Annotated in this window: 18 protein-coding genes, 3 pseudogenes and 1 riboswitch; of the genes and pseudogenes, 17 read left to right on the plus strand and 4 right to left on the minus strand. The window is 76.9% G+C overall.

Features of this window, described 5'->3' with window-relative positions; translation table 11 throughout:
* Positions 1–179 precede the first annotated feature (179 nt).
* Positions 180–1259: an NAD-dependent epimerase/dehydratase family protein gene (locus HCK00_RS14200; RefSeq protein ID WP_168102272.1), complete on the plus strand. Its 1080-nt coding sequence runs from the start codon at positions 180–182 to the stop codon at positions 1257–1259.
* 85 nt (positions 1260–1344) lie between these two features.
* On the opposite strand, the gene HCK00_RS14205 is transcribed toward HCK00_RS14200, so the two are convergent.
* Positions 1345–2097, minus strand: a complete 753-nt coding sequence (locus HCK00_RS14205) for a response regulator transcription factor (RefSeq protein ID WP_168102273.1) — start codon at positions 2095–2097, stop codon at positions 1345–1347.
* A gap of 132 nt (positions 2098–2229) precedes the next feature.
* Between HCK00_RS14205 and HCK00_RS14210 the strand changes: the two genes are divergently transcribed.
* The 3 genes and pseudogenes from HCK00_RS14210 (at position 2230) to HCK00_RS14220 (ending at position 4317) form a co-directional block, all read left to right on the plus strand.
* Complete coding sequence (locus HCK00_RS14210) at positions 2230–2994, plus strand: glycosyltransferase family 2 protein (protein ID WP_168102366.1); 765 nt, start codon at positions 2230–2232, stop codon at positions 2992–2994.
* Positions 2991–3652: pseudogene (locus HCK00_RS14215) on the plus strand (TIGR04282 family arsenosugar biosynthesis glycosyltransferase). The gene HCK00_RS14210 and the pseudogene HCK00_RS14215 overlap by 4 nt, the downstream one beginning before the upstream one ends.
* Positions 3649–4317, plus strand: a complete 669-nt coding sequence (locus HCK00_RS14220) for a class I SAM-dependent methyltransferase (protein WP_311765318.1) — start codon at positions 3649–3651, stop codon at positions 4315–4317. The pseudogene HCK00_RS14215 and the gene HCK00_RS14220 overlap by 4 nt, the downstream one beginning before the upstream one ends.
* 230 nt (positions 4318–4547) lie before the next feature.
* Here HCK00_RS14220 and HCK00_RS14225 read toward each other — a convergent pair whose 3' ends face one another.
* The gene (locus tag HCK00_RS14225) at positions 4548–5093 is read right to left on the minus strand and encodes a hypothetical protein (protein WP_168102368.1); all 546 of its coding nucleotides are present in this window, start codon (positions 5091–5093) and stop codon (positions 4548–4550) included.
* A 95-nt stretch (positions 5094–5188) separates the two neighbouring features.
* The gene (locus HCK00_RS14230) at positions 5189–6535 is read right to left on the minus strand and encodes a molybdopterin-dependent oxidoreductase (RefSeq protein WP_168102274.1); all 1347 of its coding nucleotides are present in this window, start codon (positions 6533–6535) and stop codon (positions 5189–5191) included.
* 241 nt (positions 6536–6776) lie between these two features.
* On the opposite strand from HCK00_RS14230, the gene HCK00_RS14235 reads away from it, so the two are divergent.
* The 10 genes and pseudogenes from HCK00_RS14235 to HCK00_RS14280 all read left to right on the plus strand — a co-directional run bounded on the left by HCK00_RS14235 (position 6777) and on the right by HCK00_RS14280 (position 16534).
* Positions 6777–8174: a hypothetical protein gene (locus HCK00_RS14235; RefSeq protein WP_168102275.1), complete on the plus strand. Its 1398-nt coding sequence runs from the start codon at positions 6777–6779 to the stop codon at positions 8172–8174.
* Between the two features lie 124 nt (positions 8175–8298).
* Complete coding sequence (locus tag HCK00_RS14240; RefSeq protein WP_168102276.1) at positions 8299–8700, plus strand: SH3 domain-containing protein; 402 nt, start codon at positions 8299–8301, stop codon at positions 8698–8700.
* 181 nt (positions 8701–8881) lie between these two features.
* A riboswitch (cobalamin riboswitch) is annotated at positions 8882–9074 on the plus strand.
* A 29-nt stretch (positions 9075–9103) separates the two neighbouring features.
* Entirely contained in the window at positions 9104–9808 is a 705-nt protein-coding gene (locus HCK00_RS14245) for an energy-coupling factor ABC transporter permease (RefSeq protein ID WP_168102277.1), read from the plus strand.
* Positions 9805–10149: pseudogene (locus HCK00_RS28875) on the plus strand (energy-coupling factor ABC transporter substrate-binding protein); the annotation flags it as partial. The gene HCK00_RS14245 and the pseudogene HCK00_RS28875, both read left to right, overlap by 4 nt.
* A gap of 253 nt (positions 10150–10402) precedes the next feature.
* Positions 10403–11152 carry a cobalt ECF transporter T component CbiQ gene (gene cbiQ, locus HCK00_RS14255; protein ID WP_168102279.1) on the plus strand — a complete coding sequence of 250 codons (750 nt, stop codon included), beginning with the start codon at positions 10403–10405 and terminating at the stop codon, positions 11150–11152.
* 77 nt (positions 11153–11229) lie between these two features.
* Positions 11230–12048: pseudogene (locus HCK00_RS14260) on the plus strand (energy-coupling factor ABC transporter ATP-binding protein); the annotation flags it as partial.
* A gap of 353 nt (positions 12049–12401) precedes the next feature.
* On the plus strand, positions 12402–13463 hold the full coding sequence (locus HCK00_RS14265) for a phosphatidylinositol-specific phospholipase C domain-containing protein (protein WP_168102281.1): 1062 nt from the start codon (positions 12402–12404) through the stop codon (positions 13461–13463).
* A gap of 123 nt (positions 13464–13586) precedes the next feature.
* The gene (locus HCK00_RS14270) at positions 13587–13832 is read left to right on the plus strand and encodes a DUF2277 domain-containing protein (protein ID WP_168102282.1); all 246 of its coding nucleotides are present in this window, start codon (positions 13587–13589) and stop codon (positions 13830–13832) included.
* 176 nt (positions 13833–14008) lie between these two features.
* Positions 14009–15076: a hypothetical protein gene (locus HCK00_RS14275; RefSeq protein ID WP_168102283.1), complete on the plus strand. Its 1068-nt coding sequence runs from the start codon at positions 14009–14011 to the stop codon at positions 15074–15076.
* Positions 15077–15325: 249 nt separating this feature from the next.
* Positions 15326–16534, plus strand: a complete 1209-nt coding sequence (locus HCK00_RS14280) for a S1 family peptidase (RefSeq protein WP_311765319.1) — start codon at positions 15326–15328, stop codon at positions 16532–16534.
* Here the strand turns inward: HCK00_RS14280 and HCK00_RS14285 are convergent.
* The gene (locus HCK00_RS14285; RefSeq protein ID WP_168102284.1) at positions 16479–17315 is read right to left on the minus strand and encodes an IclR family transcriptional regulator; all 837 of its coding nucleotides are present in this window, start codon (positions 17313–17315) and stop codon (positions 16479–16481) included. The two genes, HCK00_RS14280 and HCK00_RS14285, sit on opposite strands and share 56 nt — an antisense overlap.
* 129 nt (positions 17316–17444) lie before the next feature.
* On the opposite strand from HCK00_RS14285, the gene HCK00_RS14290 reads away from it, so the two are divergent.
* From HCK00_RS14290 to HCK00_RS14300, 3 genes are all read left to right on the plus strand, one after another.
* On the plus strand, positions 17445–18962 hold the full coding sequence (locus tag HCK00_RS14290; protein WP_168102285.1) for a sodium:solute symporter family protein: 1518 nt from the start codon (positions 17445–17447) through the stop codon (positions 18960–18962).
* A 91-nt stretch (positions 18963–19053) separates the two neighbouring features.
* Positions 19054–20007: a 5-dehydro-4-deoxyglucarate dehydratase gene (locus HCK00_RS14295; protein WP_168102286.1), complete on the plus strand. Its 954-nt coding sequence runs from the start codon at positions 19054–19056 to the stop codon at positions 20005–20007.
* Positions 20004–21266, plus strand: coding sequence for a glucarate dehydratase family protein (locus tag HCK00_RS14300; RefSeq protein WP_168102287.1), 1263 nt, complete (start codon positions 20004–20006; stop codon positions 21264–21266). Before HCK00_RS14295 ends, HCK00_RS14300 begins: the two co-directional genes overlap by 4 nt.
* Positions 21267–21496 lie beyond the last annotated feature (230 nt).

Genomic DNA, 21496 nt, shown 5'->3' on the forward strand with positions numbered 1-21496 from the left:
GACGGCCCCGATGCGGTAGAACAGTCATGAGCCCGTCCGGTGTGCATCCCCCGTCGCACCGGACGGGCCTCTGTGCGTTCCGCCCGGGCGCCCGGCCCGCCCGCGGGGTTCTTACGAACCGGTGACCACCCCCGCGCCGCCCCGCCCGCCGGGCCTCCCCGTCGCCTAGCGTCGCCGCCATGCGCGTACTCGTCACCGGAGGAGCCGGGTTCATCGGCTCACATGTCGTCACCGCCCTCGCCGCACAGGGGCATGAGCCCGTCGTCCTCGACCTGCTGCATCCGCGGGCCCACGCCTCCCGGCCGCCGGACCCCGGGGACGGGCTGATCCGGGCCGACGTCCGGGACAAGGACGCCGTGGCCCAGGCGCTGCGGGGGGTCTCGGCCGTCTGTCACCAGGCCGCGATGGTCGGGCTGGGCAAGGACTTCGCGGACGCCGCGGAGTACGTCGGCTGCAACGACCTGGGCACCGCGGTCCTGCTGGCCGCCATGGCCGAGGCCGGGGTGCGCTCGCTGTTGCTGGCCGGCTCGATGGTGGTCTACGGAGAGGGCCGCTACGACTGCCCCCGCCACGGCACGGTGCGCCCCGGTCCCCGGGAGCGGGGCGCCCTCGACGCCGGGCGCTTCGAGTGCCGCTGCCCCGTCTGTGACCTGCCGCTCGCCCCCGGCGAGGTCACCGAGGACGCCCCGGCCGACCCGCGCAACGTCTACGCCGCCACCAAACTGGCGCAGGAACACCTCGCCGCGGCCTGGGCCCGGGCCACCGGCGGCCGTGCCGTCTCGCTGCGCTACCACAACGTCTACGGGCCGGGGATGCCGCGCGACACCCCGTACGCGGGGGTCGCCTCCCTCTTCCGCTCGGCGCTGGCCCGCGGCGAGGCGCCGCGGGTCTTCGAGGACGGCGGCCAGCGGCGGGACTTCGTCCACGTCCGGGACGTCGCCTCGGCCAACGCCGCGGCTCTCGCGGCGCTGGCCGGCCGGCCGGCGGGCGGTTTCCGCGCCTACAACACCGGCAGCGGCACCCCGCACACCGTCGGGGAGGCGGCGGCCGCGCTGGCCCGCGCGCACGACGGGCCGGAGCCGGTGGTGACGGGGGAGTACCGGCTGGGCGACGTCCGCCACATCACGGCCTCCTCGCGGCGGCTGATGTCCGAACTCGGCTGGCGGCCGTCCGTCGGGTTCGCCGAGGGCATGGCGGAGTTCGCGCGCGCACCGCAGCGGGAGCCGGTCACGGCGGCGGCGCCGGCGCCGGCGGGGTGACCCCCGGTGCGGCGCCGCCGGAGGGCCCTCGGTCCGGCGGCCCGCCCGGCGCGCCGTCACCCGGCCACGGACGGGGGCGAACCCGTCACGGCCGGTTCCCCCGCGCGGGCGGGGTGTCCGGCGCGGGCGGGGGGTCGAAGCGGTAACCGACGCCCCAGACGGTGGTGATCAGGGCGGGCGCCCCGGGGTCGGTCTCGACCTTGCGGCGCAGGCGGCGGACGTGAACCGTCACGGTCGACAGGTCGCCGAACTCCCAGCCCCAGACCCGCCGGGTCAGCTCCTCGCGGCCGAACGCCTGGCCGGGATGGCGCATGAGGAAGGCGAGCAGGTCGAACTCGCGGACGGTGAGCGGCACCTCGCGGCCATGGCGCACGACGCGCCGGGCGGCGGGGTCCAGTTCGATCCCCGGGCAGGCGATCGTGCCGCCCGGCGCCCCGGCTTCTCCCTCCCGGCCCGGGGAGCGGCCCCGGCGGAGCACCGAGCGCACCCGCAGCGTCAGTTCCCGGGGGCTGAACGGCTTGGTCACGTAGTCGTCCGCGCCGACCTCCAGGCCGAGGATCCGGTCGTCCTCGTCGCCGCGCGCCGTCAGCATGATCACGGGGATCGGGCCCCGCTCCCGCAGCCCGCGGCAGACCGTGAGGCCGTCCATGCCGGGGAGCATCAGATCCAGCAGGACGAGATCCGGCCGCCGGGCGTCCGCCCGGGCCAGTGCCGACGGGCCGTCGGCGGCCCGGTCGACGACATGGCCGTCGCGCTCCAGATATCCGGTGACGACCTCGGCGACGGTGGGGTCGTCGTCCACCACGAGTACCCGGGTTCCCGGCGGTGTCTGCTGCATCGCCCCAGAGTGGCACCGGCGGCCGGAGCCCGGAGCGGCCACGGGCCCGCCCCCGGGCGACGTCCGTGTTCTGTAAGGAGTTCACCACCGTTATGAGGCTTTTGTCTTCGTAGGGTGGTGCCCGTGACCTCAATGACACCCGCTGGAACGAGCCGGCCGGACCCCGTCACCGGCGCCGCCGGCGCGGCCGGATCCGCCGCCCCCGTCGATCTCGTGCTGCCCTGCCTCGACGAGGCGGAGGCGCTGCCCTGGGTGCTGGAGCGAGTCCCGCCCGGCTGGCGCGCCGTCGTCGTCGACAACGGTTCCACCGACGGCTCGGCGGAGATCGCCCGCGACCTCGGGGCCACCGTGGTGACCGAATCCCGCCGCGGCTTCGGCGCCGCCTGCCACGCGGGCCTCCTCGCCGCGGACGCCGACATCGTCTGCTTCTGCGACTGCGACGCCTCCCTCGACCCCGGTCTGCTGCCCGGACTCGTCCGGCAGGTGCGGGAGGGGCGGGCGGACCTGGCGCTCGGCCGCCGCCGGCCCACCTCCCGCGGTGCCTGGCCGCTCCACGCCCGCGTGGGCAACCGCGTCCTGGCGCGCAGCGTCCGCCGCCGCACCGGCGCCGCGCTGCGCGACCTCGGCCCCATGCGGGCGGCGCCCCGCGAGGCGCTGCTCGGCCTGGGCCTCACCGACCGGCGCAGCGGCTATCCGCTGGAGATGGTGGTCCGGGCCGCCGCGGCCGGCTGGCGGATCCGCGAGACGGACGTCCCCTACCGCCCCCGCACCGGCTCCTCCAAGGTCACCGGCACCTGGCTGGGCACCCTCCGCGCGGTCCGCGACATGCGGGCCGTCCTGCGCGCGCCGGACCGGGCCCCCGGGGCCTCCGCGCCCACGGGAAGGACGGGCCGGTGAACCCGCCCAGCGCGCCGCCGAGCGGTCCGGCCGCCCTGCTCGTCCTCGCCAAGGAGCCGGTCCCGGGACGGGTGAAGACACGGCTGACCCCGCGATACACGCCGAGGGAAGCCGCGGCGCTGGCGGCCGCCGCGCTCCGCGACACCCTGGAGACCGTGCTGGCCCTGCCCGCGCGCCGGCGCCTCCTCGTCCTGGACGGCGCCCCCGGCCCGTGGCTGCCCCCGGCATCGAGGTGGCCGAGCAGTGCGGCGGCGGGCTCGACGAGCGGCTGGCCGCGGCCTTCGCGCTGGACGGCGGGCCGGCCCTGCTCATCGGCATGGACACCCCGCAGCTCACGCCCTCCCACCTCGCGCCGGCGCTCACCTCCGGGGAGTGGGGGGACGGCGACGCCTGGTTCGGACCCGCCGAGGACGGCGGCTTCTGGGCGCTCGGCCTGGCCCGGCCCGACCCCGGTCTGCTGCTCGGGGTGCCGATGTCCCGGCCGGACACCGGCGCCGCGCAGCGCCGCCGGCTGACCGGCGCCGGCCTGCGCGTCCGGGATCTGCCCCCGCTGTGTGACGTGGACACCCCCGCGGACGCGGAGGCCGTCGCGGCCGCCGCTCCGGGCGGGCACTTCGCCCGCGCCCTCGACGCGTGCCGGCCGGCGGCCACCCGGTGAGCGCCCCCCTGCCCGCGCCCCGCCCGCGGACGGACGCCTGGCACGCCGCCCCCTACGACGCCGCCCTCCGCTCCGGCGGCGGGCCGCTGTACCTGCGGCGTGACGACGGGACCGCGGTGGAACTGGAGGTGAGGCGCTGGTGCGCGCGGGCGGACGCCGCCGACCTGACGGTGGTGCGGCGTTGTGAGGGCGCCGTGCTGGACATCGGCTGCGGCCCCGGCCGGCTCGTCACGGCCCTCGCCGAGCGGGGCGTGCCCGGTCTCGGCATCGACCTGAGCCCGGCGGCCGTCGCCCGGACCGTGCGTGCCGGGGGCACGGCGCTGCGCCGCTCGGTCTTCGACCGGCTGCCCGGCGACGGCCGCTGGGACACCGCCCTGCTGATCGACGGCAACATCGGCATCGGCGGCGACCCGTCGGCGCTGCTGCGGCGGGTGGCGCAACTCGTCACCCCCGGCGGGCTGCTGATCGCCGAGACCGCCCACGCGGATCTGGACGAGTGCGCCCGCGTCCGTCTCGACGACGGGCGCGGTTCCAGCGGGGCCGTCTTCCCCTGGGCCTGGCTCGGACCGCGCGCCCTGGCCCGCCGGGCGGCGGCGGAGGGGTGGCGCGTGACCGAGGAGTGGTCCGCGGGCCGGCGGCGTTTCACGGCCCTGCGCCCTGCCTGAGCGGCCGTCGCGCCGGGCCGCGCGCCCACCGGGTGGCGGTCGGCCCCGGGTCGGCCCCGGGACGGTCCCGGGGCAACGCCGTTCCCGTCCACCCGTGCCCCTGAGGAGGCGCGCCGCGCCACGCGACGCGATCCGTCCCCGCCGCCCGCCGCTTCCGGCCCGTGCGCGAGGGTGGGGCGGCGCCTCGCGCGCGCCGCCCCACCCCGCTGTCCCGTCCCGCCGTCCCGCGCTCAGGTCACGCGGGTCCGCCGCCCCGCCGCGTCCCGCCGGCCCGGCCCCGCCGCCCGGCCCCGGACCGCCGAGACCAGGGCCCAGCCGGCGGAGACGGCGAACAGGGCCGCGGTGACGAGCAGCCAGCGCCGGCCGAACCCCTCACCGTCCAGCCCGGTCGCCGCCGTGTAGCAGTCCGGCGGGCCGGTGATCAGCGGCCACCACACGAGCAGCAGCAGCCCGGAGAACAGCGCCGGCACCCGGATGTGGTTGACCCGGCCCCCGGCCGTGCGGGGCTCCGCCCCGGCCCCGCCGGCCGGGTCCGCGCGGTGCCCCGCCGGGCCCGGACCCGCCTCCGGACCCGCCTCCGGACCCGGGCGCCGTGGCCGGCGCCGTCCGGCCAGGGTCCTCAGCGCACGGTCCGCCGCCGCGTACAGCGGCAGCAGCACCAGGTCGTGCAGGACCGCGGCCCCGACGAGCCACAGCACGACCCCCGCCGCGTCCCGGTCCAGCAGCCGCACCCCGGCGTACGCCGTCAGCGCGAAGGACCCCAGCAGCAGGGGCAGCGTCCACGGTGGTTCACCGTCACGGACGCGGAACCCCCGCGGTCCTCGCGGCGCCCGGTTCTCCCGGCGCCCCCCGGGCAGGGGGGAACGCCGCGTCACCGTCCGCCGCCGAACGTCAGCCGGGTCACCCACTTGGTGTTGTGCACCCCCGGATTCGCGGGAACGATGATCCGCGCCGGATAGCCGTGGTCGGCCGACAGGCCGGCGCCGCCCACCCGCAGGGCGAGCAGCGCGCGCGGGTCCCGCACCTGGCCCGCGCTCAGGGAGGCGGACCGGAAGGCGCCGCCGCGCTGTGCGGACTCCACGAAGACCCCGGGGGCGCCGGCCGGTCCCCCGCCGTCGTCCACCGCGCCGGCGAGCGCGGCGAGATCCGCCAGCCGGACCCCGCTCCAGCGCAGATCGGGCGTCGACCAGCCCTCCACACAGGCGATCGGCAGTTCGGCCTCCCGCTGCGGCAGCGCGAGCAGCTCCGCCCGGGACAGCACCAGGTCGCGCGTCCCGCCGCGCACCGTGAGCCGCCAGTCCGGGCCGGTGTCGGCGGCGCTGATGCCGGCGGCGGCCGCCGTCTTGTTGATCTGGAAGCCGTTCGGCCCCGTGCCCGGCTCCCGGCCGCGCGGGGCCAGGACGGCCGTGGCGCGCAGCGGCCCGCCGGCGCTCTGCCCGGCCGTGGTGGCGGCCAGCAGCAGTGAGCCTCCGCCCACCACCGCCAGCGCCCCCCGCCGGGAGAGCGTCGCGGGCTCCGGGTCCGGTGCGGCGAGCGCGGTGAGGGAGGCGTCCTCCTCGGCCGTCCGGGCCGGCCGCCCGCGCAGCACCCGCACCACGCGCGGCAGCCGGACCGCGGCGTGCACGGTGAAGGCCGCCATGAAGACCCAGGCGCCGTAGAAGTGCAGCCGGTAGAAGGAACCGGGGAAGAGGTACTCCAGCTGGATGTTGAGGATCCCGGTGGCGAAGACGAACAGCCCGCCGCCGACGAGGAACAGCAGCGACACCCGGTCCAGGGCGTGGGTGAGCGAGCGCGCCGGCGGCCAGGTGAACAGCCGCGGCGCGACCGACCACACCTTCGCCAGCAGCACCGGCACCAGCGCCACGCCCAGCGTCACATGGACCCCCTGGGTGAACCGGTAGAGCCAGTACGGCTCCGTGGGCCAGGGGAAGAGCCAGACCCCGAGCAGCCCCTTGTCCGGCGTGGTGTCGTTGCCCGGCAGCCCGGGGTTGTACGCCGCGTACGACAGCAGGCCGGTCAGGAACAGCACCACGATCCCCGGCAGCAGGACGGCGCCCAGCACGGACGTCAGCCACGGCCCGCGCAGCGGGCTGCGCCAGAACCCCGGCCGGAAGGGACCCCGGAGCGCCGGGGGCCGCGCGCGCGGCGCCGGGGCGGGGGACCCGTCCTCCGCCCGCGGCCCGTCCGCCGGCCGCGCGGGCCGCTCGCTGTCGTCCATGGTGGCCTCCGGGGTGTCCGGCGGGGCCGGTCGCCCCGCGTGGGACGAACGTAAGCGGGCGACGGGCCGCCGGCCCCGCTCCGGCACATGACGAAAGGCTGACATCGCCGCCGCTGCTGCCGCCGTTGCCGTCGCCGTCCCGTTCCGCGCCCGCCGGGAGGGGATCGCGCGGATCTGACGGAACGGTGACGGACGGGGCGCGTCCGGCCCGCGCGGTGGGCCCGGCGCCTAGCGTGACCGGGTGACCCACCTCAGGAGCCCCGCGACCCGCCGTGGCACACGGCCGGCGCGGCCGGACACCTCCCGCCCCGACCTGATCACGGCGGCCGCCGCCGCGCTGTTCGTGGCCGCCGTGGCCTACGCCGGCGTCCTGATCCAGCGCCGTGTGGACGTCCTCTACGTCGAATGGCCGCCGCTCTACGCCCACTGGATGCCGCACGTGGGCCCGGGCACGGTCGCCGCGCCCGCCGTGGCCGTGGCCGTCGCCGTCCACGGCCCGGTGCTCGCCCGCCGGCTGCCGTGGCGCCGGCTGCTCCTGGCCTCCTGGGCCGCGTCGCTGGCCTGGACGCTGTCGCTGGCGCTGATCGACGGGTGGCAGCGCGGCGTCGCGGGCCGCCTCACGCAGAAGCACGAGTACCTGCTGGCCGTGGAGCGCATCGCCGCCGACCCGGCGGGATCCCTGCGGACCTTCACCGACCACATCCTGCTCACCGCGCCCGACCACTGGCCCGCCCATGTGGCCGGGCATCCGCCGGGCGCCGTCTACACCTTCGTCGGCCTCGACCTCGCCGGGCTGTCCGGCGGGGCCTGGGCCGCCGTGTGGGTGCTGCTCACGGGCAGTTCGGCCGCGGCGGCCGTGCTGGTCACCCTCCGTGCGGTGGCGGGGGAGCGGTGGGCGCGCCGGGCCGCGCCGTTCCTCGTGCTCGCGCCCGCCGCGGTGTGGGCCGGGGTGTCCGCGGACGGATACTTCGCGGCCGTCGCCGCCTGGTCCGTCGCCCTGTTCGCCCTGGCCTGCCGGCCCGGCGCCCGCCGCCCGCGGAGCACGGCGCTGGCGGCCGGCGTGCTGCTGGGTGTCACCGTCCACCTCAGTTACGGGCTGGTGCTGATGGTGATCCCGGTCGTGGCCCTCCTGCTGTACGCCCGGACGGTCCGCCCGGTGCTGCCCGCGCTGGCCGGGGGCGCCGCCGTCACCGCCGCCTTCACGGCCGCCGGATTCTGGTGGTTCGAGGGGTACGACCTCCTGGTCACCCGCTACTACCAGGGGGTGGCCCGGATCCGCCCGTACGGCTACTGGATCTTCGGGAACCTCGCCAACGCCGTCATCACGGCCGGGCTCGCGGCCGTCGCCGGGCTGCGCCGCGCCCTCGCCGCCCTGCCGGGAGGCATCCGCGCCCACCGGGCGGGCCGGCCGGGCGGCGCGGGCGGTGTGGTCCTGCTCGCCACGGCCGGGCTCTGCATGATCCTGGCGGCCGACCTCTCCGGGATGAGCAAGGCCGAGACGGAGCGCATCTGGCTCCCGTTCACGCTCTGGCTGCTGCCCGCGGCGGCCCTCCTGCCGGCCCGCTCCCACCGCCGGTGGCTGCTCCTTCAGGCGGTGACGGCGCTCCTCGTCAACCACTTCCTGTTCACCGGGTGGTGACACCACGTCGTCCATGCGCTGACCGGGGTCCCTCCTGCGGGGGACCTTCGGGCCGTCGCCGTTTCGCCCACGAACCGAGCGGAAAGCGACGGGTTGTCACATTCCTCGCAGAACAGGAGTTGCCATGTTCAACTCGCTCAAGTCCCGCGGCGCGGGGCTCGCGGCCGGTGCGGCGGCTTCGGCCCTCCTCGTCGGCGGCTCGCTCCTCGGCGCGGCGCCCGTGCAGGCCGACCCCCACCACCCGGAGGAGCCGGTGGGGAAGGTCACGGCGAGCGTCCTCAACCACCGTCAGTACCCCAGCACCGACTCCTCGGTGGTGGGCCAGAGCGACCGCGGTGACCACATCCCCATCAAGTGCAAGGTCCGTGCCCAGCTGATCGAGGGCGACCCGATCTGGTACCTGGCGCGCCACGGGGAGTTCTGGGTGAGCGGACGCTATGTCGAGGTGCGGGCGAAGGTGAAGTGGTGCAAGGACGTCCACCACGGGCCGCCCGCGGAGAAGGAGACCGGCACCGCGAAGGGCTGACCCGGCCGGCCCCGGGCGGCCGGACGCACCGAATGTGAGGAAGGGCCCGGCCGCGGCGGGAACACGCGCCGCGGCCGGGCCCGTGCCCGTCCCGCCCCGTGCTCCCCGCCGGTCCTCTCCCCGTGTCCCCCGGCGCCCGGCGGACCGCCCGGGCCGGGTTGTCCTCGCCGTGCGCCCCGCACTACTGTCGCAGGGCCTTGGTGCACGGGAAACCGGTGAAAAGCCGGTGCGGCCCTCGCCACTGTGATCGGGAAGTCCGGTTCCACCCCTCGGGGAGCCACTGGGACGCCGCGGAGCTCCGCGGCGCCCGGGAAGGCGGAGTCCGGGCGGCATGACCCGTCAGCCAGGAGACCGGCCAGGGCGTGTCGTCCATCCACGAGGTGCTGGAGAGGTCCGCTTTCCCATGCATATAGCCGAGGGCTTTCTGCCCCCCTGGCACGCCGCCGCCTGGACCGCGGCAGCCGCCCCCTTCGTCGTCCACGGCGCGCGGTCGCTGACCCGCCTGGTCCGCGAACACCCCGGGAACACCCTGCTGCTGGGGGCCTCCGGGGCCTTCACCTTCGTCCTGTCCGCGCTGAAGATCCCGTCCGTGACGGGCAGTTGCTCCCACCCCACCGGTACCGGGCTCGGGACGGTGCTCTTCCGGCCACCGGTCATGGCGGTGCTGTCCACGATCACCTTGCTCTTCCAGGCCCTGCTGCTGGCGCACGGCGGGCTGACCACGCTGGGCGCCAACGTCTTCTCGATGGCGGTGGCCGGGCCCTGGGCCGGGTACGGGGCCTACCGGCTGCTGCGGCGCCTGGGCGCCCCGCTCACCGCGGCCGTCTTCACCGCCGCCTTCACCGCGGACCTCGTCACCTACTGCGTCACCAGCGTCCAGCTGGCCCTGGCGTTCCCCGACCCGGCCGGCGGATTCCCCGCCGCGCTCGCCAAGTTCGGTTCCGTCTTCGCCGTGACCCAGCTCCCGCTGGCCGTCGCCGAGGGCGTGCTCACCGTGCTGGTGATCCGGCTGCTGACGCAGGCCGACCGGCCGGCGCTGGCCCGCCTCGGCCTGTTCACCGCGCCCTCCGGGAAGGACGGACGGTCCCCGGAGGAGGTGGCCCGGTGAGCCGGCACACCCGGATCAACCTGCTGCTGCTCGCCGTCGTCGTGGCGCTCGCGGCCCTGCCGCTGGTGCTGGGCGCCCGCGGGGACGCGGCCGAGCCGTTCACCGGCACCGACGCGCAGGCCGAGGACGCCATCGGGGAACTGGCCCCCGGCTACGAGCCGTGGTTCGCCCCGCTCTACGAGCCCCCGTCCACCGAGGTGGAGTCGGGCCTCTTCGCCCTGCAGGCCGCCATCGGCGCCGGCGTGCTGGCCTACTGCCTCGGCCTGCGCCGGGGCCGGCGCCAGGGCGAGGAGCGGGCCGCGGCCGCCCGCACCGGCGCAGACCCGGCCGGGGACATCCCGGGGGAACGGGAGGACGGCCCCTGGGAGGAGGGGCCGCCGGACGCGGCCGTCCCCACGCGCGGCCCGGACCGCCCGGGCAGCACCCCCGGCACCCCCGGCACCCCTGGCACCCCCGGCCCGGACGAGGCCGCCGCCCCCGCCGGAGCCGGTGGGCGTCCCGCCCCCGACGGGGTCCCGACCGGCCGGGAGGGCCCGCCCGGCGGGCGGGAATCCGGCCGGGACGGGCCCGGCGCGCACCGGTCCGCGTGAGCGGGTGCTCCCGATCGACGCGGCGGCGCACAGCAATCGCTGGCGCCGCCGCCACCCCCTGGACAAGGCGGTCCTCGCGCTGGGGCTGACCGCTCTGGCCGTGTCCCTGCCCGCCTGGCCGGGCGCGCCGCTCGTCGCCCTCGCGGCGCTGACGGCGCTCCTCGGGCCGGCGCGGGTGGAGCCGCGGCGGCTCTGGCGCGCCTACCGGGTGCCGCTCGGCTTCTGCCTCACCGGGGCGCTGCCGCTCCTCGTCCAGCTGGGCGGGGACGGCGCGCCGCCCGGCCTGGCCCCCGGTGGCCCGGCCGAGGCCGCGCGGCTGCTGCTGCGCACCTCGGCCGCCTCCCTCGGGCTGCTGCTGTTCGCGTTCACCACACCGCTGTCGGACGTCCTGCCGCGCCTCACCCGCGTGGGGGTACCGCCCGCGGTGACCGATGTGGCCCTGGTGACCTACCGCTTCACGTTCCTGCTCCTGGACACCCTCGCCCGGGTGCGGCAGGCGCAGGCGGCCCGGCTGGGCCACACCACCCGCGCCGCCACCTGGCGCTCCCTGGCCGGGCAGGGAGCCACGGTGTTCCTGCGCGCCTTCGCCCGCGCCGCCCGGATGCAGGCGGGGCTCGCGGGCCGGGGCTACGACGGCACCCTGCGGGTGCTGGTCTCCGGCGCCCCGGTGTCCCGCCCCTTCCTGGCCGGCTCCCTGCTGCTGCTCGCGGCCCTCGCCGCGGCCACCCTCGTTCTGGAAAGGCTGCTGCCGTGACCTGCGAACCACCCGGCCGCGATCCGGAGCCGGCCGCCCGGGCCGCCGGAGGCCCCGCCGGCACCGGCCTCCCGCCGGTGGTCGAACTCGCCCGCGCCGCGTACGCCTACGCGGACGGCCCGCCCGTGCTCAGCGGTGTCACCTTCGCCGTCCACCCCGGCCGGTCCCTGGCGCTGCTCGGGCGCAACGGCAGCGGCAAGACCACACTGCTGCGGCTGCTCAGCGGCGGTCTGCGCCCCTCGGCGGGGGAACTCCGGCTCGACGGGCGGCCCGTGGGCGGCGGCCGGGCCGAGCTGACGCGGCTGCGCACCTCCGTCCAGCTCGTCCTCCAGGACCCCGACGACCAGCTGTTCGCCGCCTCCGTCGGCCAGGACGTCTCCTTCGGCCCGCTCAACCTCGGCCTGCCCCCGGAGGAGGTGGACCGGCGGGTCGCCGAGTCCCTGGCGGCGCTGGAGATCGCGGCGCTCCGCGACCGCCCCACCCACCTGCTCTCCTACGGGCAGCGGAAACGGGCCGCCATCGCCGGGGCCGTGGCGATGCGCCCCCGGGTGCTCCTGCTGGACGAGCCGACGGCCGGTCTCGACCCGCGCGGCCGTGAACGGCTGCTGGCGGTGCTGGACCGGCTGCGGGCGACCGGGACCACCGTGGTGATGGCCACGCACGACGTGGACCTCGCGCTGCGCTGGGCCGACGAGGCGGCGCTCCTCACCCCGCGGGGCCCGCGCACCGGCCCCGCCGCCGGGATGCTCGCCGACCCCGCGCTGCTGTCCGCCGCCGGGCTCGGCCCCACCTGGGGGCACGCGGCGGCCCGGGTCCTGCGCGCGCACGGGCTGCTCGACGGCGGGGTCACCGGGCCGTCCTTCCCGCGGACCCCGGAGGAACTCCTGGCCTGGGCCGGTGGAGCCGGCGGCGGGGACACCGGGGCGCGGCACCACGGCGATGCCGGCGACACCGCCGGCACCCGAGGTGCAGGGGACACGGGAGGCGCCGAGGACTCGGGAGACGCGGCGGGAGGCGCCGAGGGCACCGGCGGCGCCGGGGATGCCCGGGGAAGCGGGGGTGCCTGAGGAGACGGTGCCGGGAAGGCCAGGGAAGGCCCGGGAAACGCGCGGCGGGCGGCGGGCGGACCGCCCATGACGGCTCCGGGAACACCCGGCCTGCCAACGGGACGCCCCCTGCCGCCCCGCCGCCGATCTCCCTAGCCTGGCGTGTACCTGATCACCCCTCACAGGACAGGCAGGTCACCGGCATGCGCAGCATCCGCACCGTCACCGTCACTGTCACGGCGGCTCTCACCTCAGTCCTCCTTGCGTCCCTCCCGGCGGCCGCGGCCGCTGCCCCCGGAGGCGCCCCCTCCCCGGCAGCCGCCCCCTCCTACGCGGCCACCACCTCCGTCGGCCTGCACAACGCCTACGAGAAATCGGCCCACCAGTACTTCGCCGACGCCCTCGACTCCGGTGCCGCCCTGCTCGAACTCGACGTCTGGACCAACGCCCTGGGCCGCGGCTGGCGCGTCTCCCACGAGAATCCGGTCGGCAACGACAACAACTGCGAGAACGCCTCCACCGCGGCCGAACTGCGCACCCGGCCCCGCAACCAGAGCCTCGCCGGCTGCCTCGCCGACATCCGCGCCTGGCACGACGCCCATCCGGGGCACCGCCCCGTGCTGCTCAAGATCGAGATGAAGGACGGCTTCGGCGCCGACCGGGGGATGGGCCCGGCAGAACTCGACACGCTCCTCGGCGAGAAGCTCGGCGACGCCCTCCTCCGCCCCGCCGAGGTCGCCGCCGGGCACGCCACCCTGGACGAGGCGGTGCGGGCCGGTGGCTGGCCCGGCCGCGACGAGCTCGCCGGCCGGTTCCTGGTGGAACTCATCCCCGGCACCGTCGAGGAGTCCAATCCCCTGGACACCCTCTGGACCGACCGTGAGTACGCCATCCACCTGCGCGATCTCGCCGCCGCCGGAACCCTGGGGCGGGCCGCCGCCTTCCCCGCCGTCCACCGTGCCGAGGCCGGTGACCCGCGCGAGCGCTACCGCGACGCCTCGCTGCGCCCCTGGTTCGTCGTCTTCGACGGTGACGCCTCCGCCTACGCCGGCGGCGCCATCGACACCGCCTGGTACGACCGGAACCACTATCTGCTGATCATGACCAGTGCGCACGCGGTGGCCCCCGCCATCGACGCGACGGCCCCGTCCGAGACGGAGGCCCGCGACCGGGTGGCCCTGCTCGCCGCGCGCCACGCCAGCGTCCTCACCTCCGACTGGCACCGGCTGCCGCAGGTCCTGTCCCAGGTGGTGCCGCGCGGCTGACCCTCCGGCGACCGCGCCGGACCGCGCCCGGAGCGCACGGCGCGGGCCCGCCTCAGCCCGCCGGTACGGCCGGATTCCCGGTGGCCGTACCGGCGGGACGCGGTGGGCCGCACACTGGGTCCCATGTGCCGCAGCATCAAGACGCTCCGCCCTCCGTTCACCGAGGACGCCGGGGAGGACGAGATCCGTGCCGCCGCCCTCCAGTACGTCCGCAAGATCTCCGGCTTCCGCGCCCCGGCGGCCCACAACCGCGCGGCGTTCGACGAGGCCGTCGACGCGGTGGCCGCGGCCACCGCGGAACTCCTCGCCGGCCTGGAGGTCCGCGGCCGGTCCGGCGCCGGCGGCGGTACCGCCCCCGCACCGCGCTGACCGGCGCCCGGGCCCGGCGGTCCCTCCACCGGCCCGGTGACCACGTCCCCGCCCGCCGGCGACGGCCCCCGCCCCGCCGCGGGGGAGGCTCCCGCGGGGGACCCGGGGAGACATGTTCCGGCCGGGTTCCCCGTCGCGGCGGGACCGGATCCGTGTGCTCCTGAGACCATGGCCCCATGGGTGTCGACGAGCTGGCCGAGGAGCTCTACGCGCTGTCACCGGGGGAGTTCACCGCGGCCCGGGACCGTGCGGCGGCCGCCGCGCCCCGCGGCGAGCGCGGGGCGATCCGGGCGCTGCGCCGGCCCTCCCTGGCCGCCTGGGCCGTGAATCTGCTCACCCGCGAGGACCGGTCGCGCGTCACGTCGCTGCTCCGGCTCGGGGAGGAACTGCGCGCCCTGCACCGGCGGCCGGCGGACGCCGGCCGGATGCGGGAGCTCGCCGGCCGGCGGCGGCAGCTGGTGGCCGCGCTGTCCCGGCGGGCCGGACAGCTCACCGCGGACGCCGGCCGCCCCGTCTCCGACGCCGTGCTCCGGGAGGTGGAGGACACCCTGCGGGCGGCCCTCGCCGATCCCGGAGCCGCGCGCGCCCTGGCCGCCGGGCGGCTGACCAAGGCGCTGCCCGCGCCCGCCGGCTTCGGCGCGGAGCCCGTCGCCCCCGAGGTCACCGGGGACGGGGAGGCCACCGTGCACGAGCTGCGTCCGCCGTCCCGCGAGGCGGCGCCCGGGCGGGCGCCCGCAGGCCGGGACGCCGGGCGCCGTTCCGGCGGTTCCGGCCGGAAGCGGGCGGAGGGCCGTGGGGGAGGAGCGGCGCCCGGGGCAGGAGAGGCGCGGCGGGCCTCGGTCACCGACCTCGGAGAGCACGCCCGGGCCCAGGAGCGGGCCGGGCGCGAGCGCCGGGAGCGGGCCCGCGGCGCCCGCGCCGCGGCCGAGGAGCTGGCCCGGGCCGCGGCCGACAGCGAGGACGGGGCCAGCTCCGCCGAACAGACGCTGGAGGAGGCGCGGGGGCGGCTGGAGCAGGCCCGGGCGGAGGTCAGCGGCCTCGCGGAGGAACTGCGCCGGGCGAAACGTTCGCTCTCCGCCGCGGAACGGGCCGAACGAGCGGCCCGGGCCCCCGCGGACCGCGCCCGGCAGGAGGCGGGACGGAACCGCCGCCGGGCCGAGGAGGCGCGGGCCGAGGCGGAACGACTCGCACGGGAGCGCCCGGGCGGGCGGCGCGGCGGACGCCGCCCGGGCACGTCCCCCTGACGGCCCGCGCGGCGGACCGGGCGCCGGGGCCGGCGCGTCCGGCGGAGCGCGGCGCGTGATCACCCGTTTGACCACCGCGGCATCGCGCCCGGTGGTCCGCCGGGCCAGGATCGAGGTGGCGGGCGGCCCTCGCCGTTCCCGGAGCCGCGCGCCGCCCGGCGCACCCGCCCGCCGCGCACCCGGCCACCGGTGCCCGGCGCTCCACGGGCACCGGGCACCCCGTCCCGGTCCCGCCTCCGGAGGCAGCTCGTGACGCACCGCGACCCCCGGCCCGCCCGACGCGCCCGCCGCACCCGGGCCCGAGCCGCCCTCGCTGGGGCCGGAGCCGCGCTTCTCGCCCTCGCGGTGGCCGTCCCCGCCGGAGCCGCCGGCCCCCGGCCTCCCGCCCCGGCGGCGCTCTCCGGCAGCGCCGCGTCCGGCCTCTCCGCCCGCCTCGACGCCCGGCTGGGGGAGAAGGCCGCCGGCGCGTACTACGAACCGGGCACGCGGCGGCTCGTGGTCAACGTGCTCACCGGGACCGCCGCCGCGACGGTGCGCGCCGCCGGCGCCGAGCCGAGGACCGTGCGGTACTCGACCGCCGACCTGGACGCCGTCGCGGACCGCCTGCCGGCCGTCCCCGGCACGGCCTGGTTCACCGACCCGCGCCGCAACCGGCTCGTCGTCACGGCCGACCGTACCGTCGGCGGGGGAGAGCTGGCCCGGCTGCGGGCGGTCGTCGACGCGGCCGGCGGGGCCGCGGTGCTCCGGCGGACGGACGGTGAGCTCACCCCGTACCTGCTGGGCGGGGAGGCCATCGAGTCCAGCCGGTACCGCTGCTCGCTCGGGTTCAACGTGACCCGGAACGGTGCCCGGCACTTCCTGACCGCCGGGCACTGCGGCGGCAGCGGCACGACCTGGTGGTCGGCCGGTGCCTACCGGCAGGTCGTCGGCGTGGGGGTGCTCTCCCGGTTCCCGGGCGTCGACTACGGGCTCGTCCGGTACGCGACGGGGGCCGGCGGGGCCGGCGCGGTCCGGCTCGGCGGCGGGGCGACCCAGCGGATCACCCGGGCGGCCACCGCGGTCGTGGGCCGGCAGGTGTGGCGCAGCGGGGCCACGACCGGGGTGCACTCCGGCACCGTCACGGGCGTCAACGCCACCGTCAACTACCCGCAGGGCCCGGTCCGCGGAATGATCCGGACCAATGTCTGCGCGGAACCCGGGGACAGCGGCGGGCCGCTCTTCGCCGCCACGGACGCGCTCGGCCTGACCTCCGGCGGCACCGGCGACTGCACCCACGGGGGGGACGACCTACTTCCAGCCGGTGACCACCGCCCTCCAGGCCACCGGCGCGGTCATCGGCTGAGCCCCCGGCGGACACCGGTCGCGCCGCGCCGCACCGCGTCGCGCGGCGGGTGGCGGGGACTCAGCGGATACCCGCCCGCCGCAGCCGCCGCCCCAGGTCACCGGCCACCTCGGTGAGCAGCGCGCCGACCTCGGCCACCGCCCCCTCGGTGACCTGGTCGGTGGGCATGGAACAGCTGATCGCGTCCGTGGCGGGGATCCGGTACGGGACGACCGCCGCGGCGCAGCGCACCCCGGGCGTGCCCTCCTCCGTCTCCAGCCCGTAGCCCCGCTCCCGGGCCTCGGCGCAGGCGGCCTGGAGCGCTTCCAGAGTGGTGAGGGTGGCCGGGGTGAGCGCGGGGAGGGGGGCCGTCACCAGCGCGGCGATCTCGTCCGGGGTGAGTTCGGCCAGCAGCGCCTTGCCCAGGGCGGTGGCGTGGGCCGGCAGGGTGCGGCCCACCCGCGAGACGAGATGCGCGGAACGGCGTGACTCGCGGGTCTCCAGGTACACCACCTGCGTGCCGTCCCGCCGCGCGTAGTGCGCGGTGAAGCCCGTCTTGTCGCGCACGGTCTCCAGCGCCTCGGTGGCGTACGGCACGACCGGGTCGCGGTCGAGGTAGGCCGTGCCGCAGATGAGGGCGCGTACCCCCAGCCGGTGGCGCCCTGCGCCGTCGGCCTCCAGCCAGCCGGCCTCGTGCAGGGTGCGGAGCAGCCCGTGCAGGCTGGAGCGCGGCACCCCGGTCATGGCGTGCAGCTCGCCGAGGGTCAGCCAGGCCCCGTTCGCCGCGAAGGTCTCCAGCAGGCCGATGGCGCGGCGGGCCGATTTCACCCCGGCCGCCGCGGCCGCCCCGCCGCTCTCCCGGCCGGTCCCGCTGCCCGTCCCGCCGCCGGCGGCCGGTGTGGCGGTCGATCGCGGCATGGCGCTCCTTGTCCGAACCGTTGACACGTGATCCACGTCATACTAACTTCCGCGAACGCCATTCAGGTGCGCGAACCCTGTTCGCCTGAGTGACTCCATTCACGTATGTGAAAGAGAGGGGTCGCACCGATGCACGTTCTCGACTGGATCGTGGTGTGCGCGTACTTCCTGGTGATGCTCGGCATCGGCTGGTGGTCGCACCGCAGGGTCCGCACCGTCCGGGACTTCTACATAGCCGGCCGGCGGATGCCCTGGTGGCTCGCCGGCATCTCGCACCACATGTCCGGCTACAGCGCCGTCATGTTCGTCGCCTTCGCGGGGGTGGCCTACACCGACGGCATCACCGTCTACTTCTGGGCCTTCGCCACCATCGGCATCGGCGTGGGCATCGGCAGCTGGCTCTTCGCCGCCCGCTGGAACCGGCTCGCCTCCCGCCTCGGGGTCGCCTCGCCGCTGGAGTACCTCGCCCTCCGCTACAACATCCCCACCCAGCAGGCCCTCGCCTGGAGCGGGAGCCTGCTCAAGGTGTTCGACGTCGCCTCCAAGTGGTTCGCGGTCGCCGTGCTGCTCAACTCCTTCGCCGGGGTCCCGCTGGTGGCCGGCATCGCCATCACCGGCACCGTCACCATGCTCTACTGCACCGCCGGCGGCCTCTGGGCGGACGCCCTCACCGACTTCGGCCAGTTCCTGATCCAGGGCCTCGCCGGGCTGGTCATGATCTGGGTCGTCCTCGGGGAGCTCGGCGGCTTCTCCGCGCTGTGGACCTTCTGGGGCGACCTCCCCGAGGGCCACCTCTCCCCGACGACCTCGAAGTACACCACCGTCTTCCTGCTGGTCTACATCCTGGTGAAGACCCTGGAGTACAACGGCGGCATGTGGAACCTGGCGCAGCGCTACATGGCCGCGCCCAGCGCCCACGCCGCGCGGCGGGGCGCCGTGCTCTCCGCCGGGCTCTACCTGGTCTGGCCGTTCGTGCTGATGATCCCGATGTTCGCGGCGCCGCTCATCGTGCCCGGCCTGGAGGATCCGACCACCTCCTACGCCGTGATGACCACGACCCTGCTCCCGGCCGGCCTGGTCGGCCTGGTGCTCGCCGGCTTCTTCTCGCACACCATGGCGATGGTCGCCTCCGACGCCAATGCCATCTCCTCCGTCATCACCCGCGACATGCTGCCCGTGATGTGGCGGCGGGCGCGGGAGTTCTCCGCCGACGAGAAGCTGCTGGCCGCGCGGATCGCCACGTTCTCCTTCATCACCCTCAGCATGATCGTCGCCACCCAGGCCAAGAACCTCGGCGGCGTCCTCGCCATCGTCGTCTCCTGGGTCGCCGCCCTCATGGGGCCCATCTCGATCCCGCTGCTGCTCGGCATGTTGCCCTGGTTCCGCCGCTGCGGCTCGCGCGCGGCGCTGGTCTCCTGGGCCGGCGGGCTGATCACCTACGCCCTCGTCTACTACGGGTTCGACAGCTCCCAGACGGTGATCGTCGTCTCGCCGATCCTCGTCTCGCTCACCCTCTACTGCGGCCTCGGCCTGCTGGCCCCGGAACCGAGCGAACGCGCCGACGAGTTGATCGACACGGCGGGCCGCCCCGACGAGGACACCGGGGACACCGGGGGCTCCGCCAAGGACCCGGTCGCGGCCGTATGAGCCGCGGCACGGCGTTCCCCGGCCGCGACCGGCCGCGGCGGACCGCCGACGACCCCACCGACCGCCACCGACCGAGGAGGACCCGGATCCGATGACCGAGCCCGCCCGCGCACTCGACGGCCTGCTGGCCTTCCCGTTCACCCCCTTCACCGACGACCTCGCCCTCGACCCCGGCGTCTTCGCCGAGCACGTCGCCTTCCACGTGGAGGCGGGCGCCGGAGCCCTGTTCGTCGGCTGCGGCACCGGGGAGTTCGGTTCGCTCACGCCCGGTGAGCTGGACACCCTGGTACGGATCGCCCTCGACGTCACCGGCGGGCGTGTCCCGGTGTGGGCGGGGGCCGGCGGCGGCGCCGCCGCGGCGCGGGCGGGGATCGCGGCGGCCGCGGCGGCCGGCGCCGACGGCGTCCTGCTGATGCCGCCCTACCTCGTCACCGGACCGCCGGAGGGCCTGGTGGCCCACGTGCGGTACGCGGTGGCGGACACCCCTCTCCCGGTGATCGTCTACCACCGCTCCACCAGCGTGTTCACCGAGGAGGCGGCGGTCTCCCTGCTCTCCGTGGACTCCGTGGCCGGACTCAAGGACGGCCACGGGGACATCGAACGGATGAGCAGAATCGTCACCGCCGTCCGCGCCGCCGGCGGCCGGGGGCGGGACTTCCTCTTCTTCAACGGGCTGCCCACCGCGGAGATGTCCGCCCGCGCCTACGCCGCCATCGGCGTCCGGCGCTACTCCTCCGCGGTGCACGGCTGCGTCCCCGAGATCGCCCAGCGCTTCCACCGCGCCCTCGCGGAGGAGGACGGGGCCACCATGGACGCCCTGCTGCGGGGGTTCTACCGGCCCCTGGTAGCGCTCCGGGACGAGACCCCCGGCTTCGCCGTCTCCCTGGTCAAGGCTGCCGCCCGGCTGCGCGGCCAGAAGGTGGGACCGGTCCGGCCACCGCTGGCCGAGCCGTCGGCGGACCAGCTCCGGCGGCTGGAGCGGATCCTGGATGACGGGCTCGCCGTCCTCGCCTCCCTCCCCGGCGGGGAGGGCGCCGGCCGATGAGGATCCGCGAGGCAGTGCTCACCCCCGTCGCCTTCGCCGACCCGCCGCTGCTCAACGCCATGGGCGTGCACGAGCCCTACGCGCTGCGCAGCGTCGTCCAGCTCGTCGGCGAGGACGGCGTCACCGGGCTCGGCGAGTCCTACGGCGACGAGGGGTTCCTCGCCCAGGCCCGGAAGGTCGCCGAACAGCTCCCGGGCTGGGACGTGTTCGACCTGCCGGGTCTGCGGCGGATCGTGGAACGGGTGGTCGGTGAGACCGTCCACACCGATCTGCACGGGCTCACCGGCGGCTTCTCGGTCGGCAAGACCCTGGCGAGCGTCTACGCGCTCTTCGAGGTCGCCGCCCTCGACGCCCAGGGCAGACTGCTCGGCCGGCCCGTGTACGACCTGCTCGGCGGGAGGGTCCGGGACGAGGTCGAGTTCTCCGCCTACCTCTTCTACAAGTTCGGCGCCCACCTCGGCGCGGCGGGCGACGACTGGGGCGAGGTGCTCACCCCGGAGGCCCTGGTCGGGCAGGCCCGGCGGATGGTCGGCACGTACGGCTTCCGGTCCCTGAAGCTGAAGGGCGGCGTGCTCCCGCCGGAGCAGGAGACCGAGGCCGTCCGCGCGCTCGCCGGCGCCTTCCCCGGCCATCCGCTGCGCATCGACCCCAACGGGGCCTGGACGCCGGACACCGCCATCCGGGTGGCCCACGCGCTGGACGGGGTCCTCGAATACCTGGAGGACCCCACCCCGGGAACGGCGGGGATGGCACGCGTCGCGGCGCGGGCACCCATGCCGCTCGCGACCAACATGTGCGTGGTCCGCTTCGCCGATCTCGAACCCGCCGTCCGCGCCCGGGCGGTCGGGGTGGTCCTCTCCGACCACCACTTCTGGGGCGGGCTCCGCGACACCCAGGCCCTCTCCGTCGCCTGCCGCTCCTTCGGGATCGGCCTGTCCATGCACTCCAACAGCCATCTCGGCATCAGCCTCGCCGCGATGGTGCACGTGGCGGCCGCGACCGAGCATCTGAGCTACGCCTGTGACACCCACTGGCCGTGGAAGGAGAGCGACGTGATAGCCCCGGGCGCGCTGGAGTTCCGCGACGGTGCCGTCCGGGTGCCGGACGGGCCGGGCCTCGGCGTGGAACTCGACCCGGACGCCCTGGCCCGCGCCCACGAGACCTACCTCCGGTGTGGCCTCACCCAGCGCGACGACACCGGTTACATGCGCCGTTACGTGGGAGCCTCCTCCTTCCGGCCGCACACCGAGCGGTGGTGAGGGAGCGCTGGTGCGGGAGGAGGACACCGGCTGACGGCGGGTGCGCGGCCGCGGGGGCGGGTGCCGGGACCCCGGCGCCCGCCCTGGCGGTGTCCGGGCGGCGGGCCCGCCGCGGCCCGGGGCCCCGCCCGGACACCCGCCCGGGCCGGAGAGCTCGGCCCCGTACCCTCTGACCCCGCTCCCTGACCTGCCCTTTCCTCAGGGTTGAGTGGCAGCTTGGCAACTTTCCT

Source organism: Streptomyces zingiberis (genome assembly GCF_012034935.1).
GTDB classification, from domain to species: domain Bacteria; phylum Actinomycetota; class Actinomycetes; order Streptomycetales; family Streptomycetaceae; genus Streptomyces; species Streptomyces zingiberis.

Bases quoted from the DNA above. Each gene is read 5' to 3' on its own strand.
- HCK00_RS14285 (WP_168102284.1), bottom strand. From the start codon at position 17,315: ATGCCGCGATCGACCGCCACACCGGCCGCCGGCGGCGGGACGGGCAGC.
- HCK00_RS14290 (WP_168102285.1), top strand. From the start codon at position 17,445: ATGCACGTTCTCGACTGGATCGTGGTGTGCGCGTACTTCCTGGTGATG.
- HCK00_RS14230 (WP_168102274.1), bottom strand. From the start codon at position 6,535: ATGGACGACAGCGAGCGGCCCGCGCGGCCGGCGGACGGGCCGCGGGCG.
- HCK00_RS14300 (WP_168102287.1), top strand. From the start codon at position 20,004: ATGAGGATCCGCGAGGCAGTGCTCACCCCCGTCGCCTTCGCCGACCCG.
- HCK00_RS14295 (WP_168102286.1), top strand. From the start codon at position 19,054: ATGACCGAGCCCGCCCGCGCACTCGACGGCCTGCTGGCCTTCCCGTTC.
- HCK00_RS14210 (WP_168102366.1), top strand. From the start codon at position 2,230: ATGACACCCGCTGGAACGAGCCGGCCGGACCCCGTCACCGGCGCCGCC.
- HCK00_RS14270 (WP_168102282.1), top strand. From the start codon at position 13,587: ATGTGCCGCAGCATCAAGACGCTCCGCCCTCCGTTCACCGAGGACGCC.
- HCK00_RS14200 (WP_168102272.1), top strand. From the start codon at position 180: ATGCGCGTACTCGTCACCGGAGGAGCCGGGTTCATCGGCTCACATGTC.
- HCK00_RS14265 (WP_168102281.1), top strand. From the start codon at position 12,402: ATGCGCAGCATCCGCACCGTCACCGTCACTGTCACGGCGGCTCTCACC.
- HCK00_RS14205 (WP_168102273.1), bottom strand. From the start codon at position 2,097: ATGCAGCAGACACCGCCGGGAACCCGGGTACTCGTGGTGGACGACGAC.
- HCK00_RS14275 (WP_168102283.1), top strand. From the start codon at position 14,009: ATGGGTGTCGACGAGCTGGCCGAGGAGCTCTACGCGCTGTCACCGGGG.
- HCK00_RS14240 (WP_168102276.1), top strand. From the start codon at position 8,299: ATGTTCAACTCGCTCAAGTCCCGCGGCGCGGGGCTCGCGGCCGGTGCG.
- HCK00_RS14245 (WP_168102277.1), top strand. From the start codon at position 9,104: ATGCATATAGCCGAGGGCTTTCTGCCCCCCTGGCACGCCGCCGCCTGG.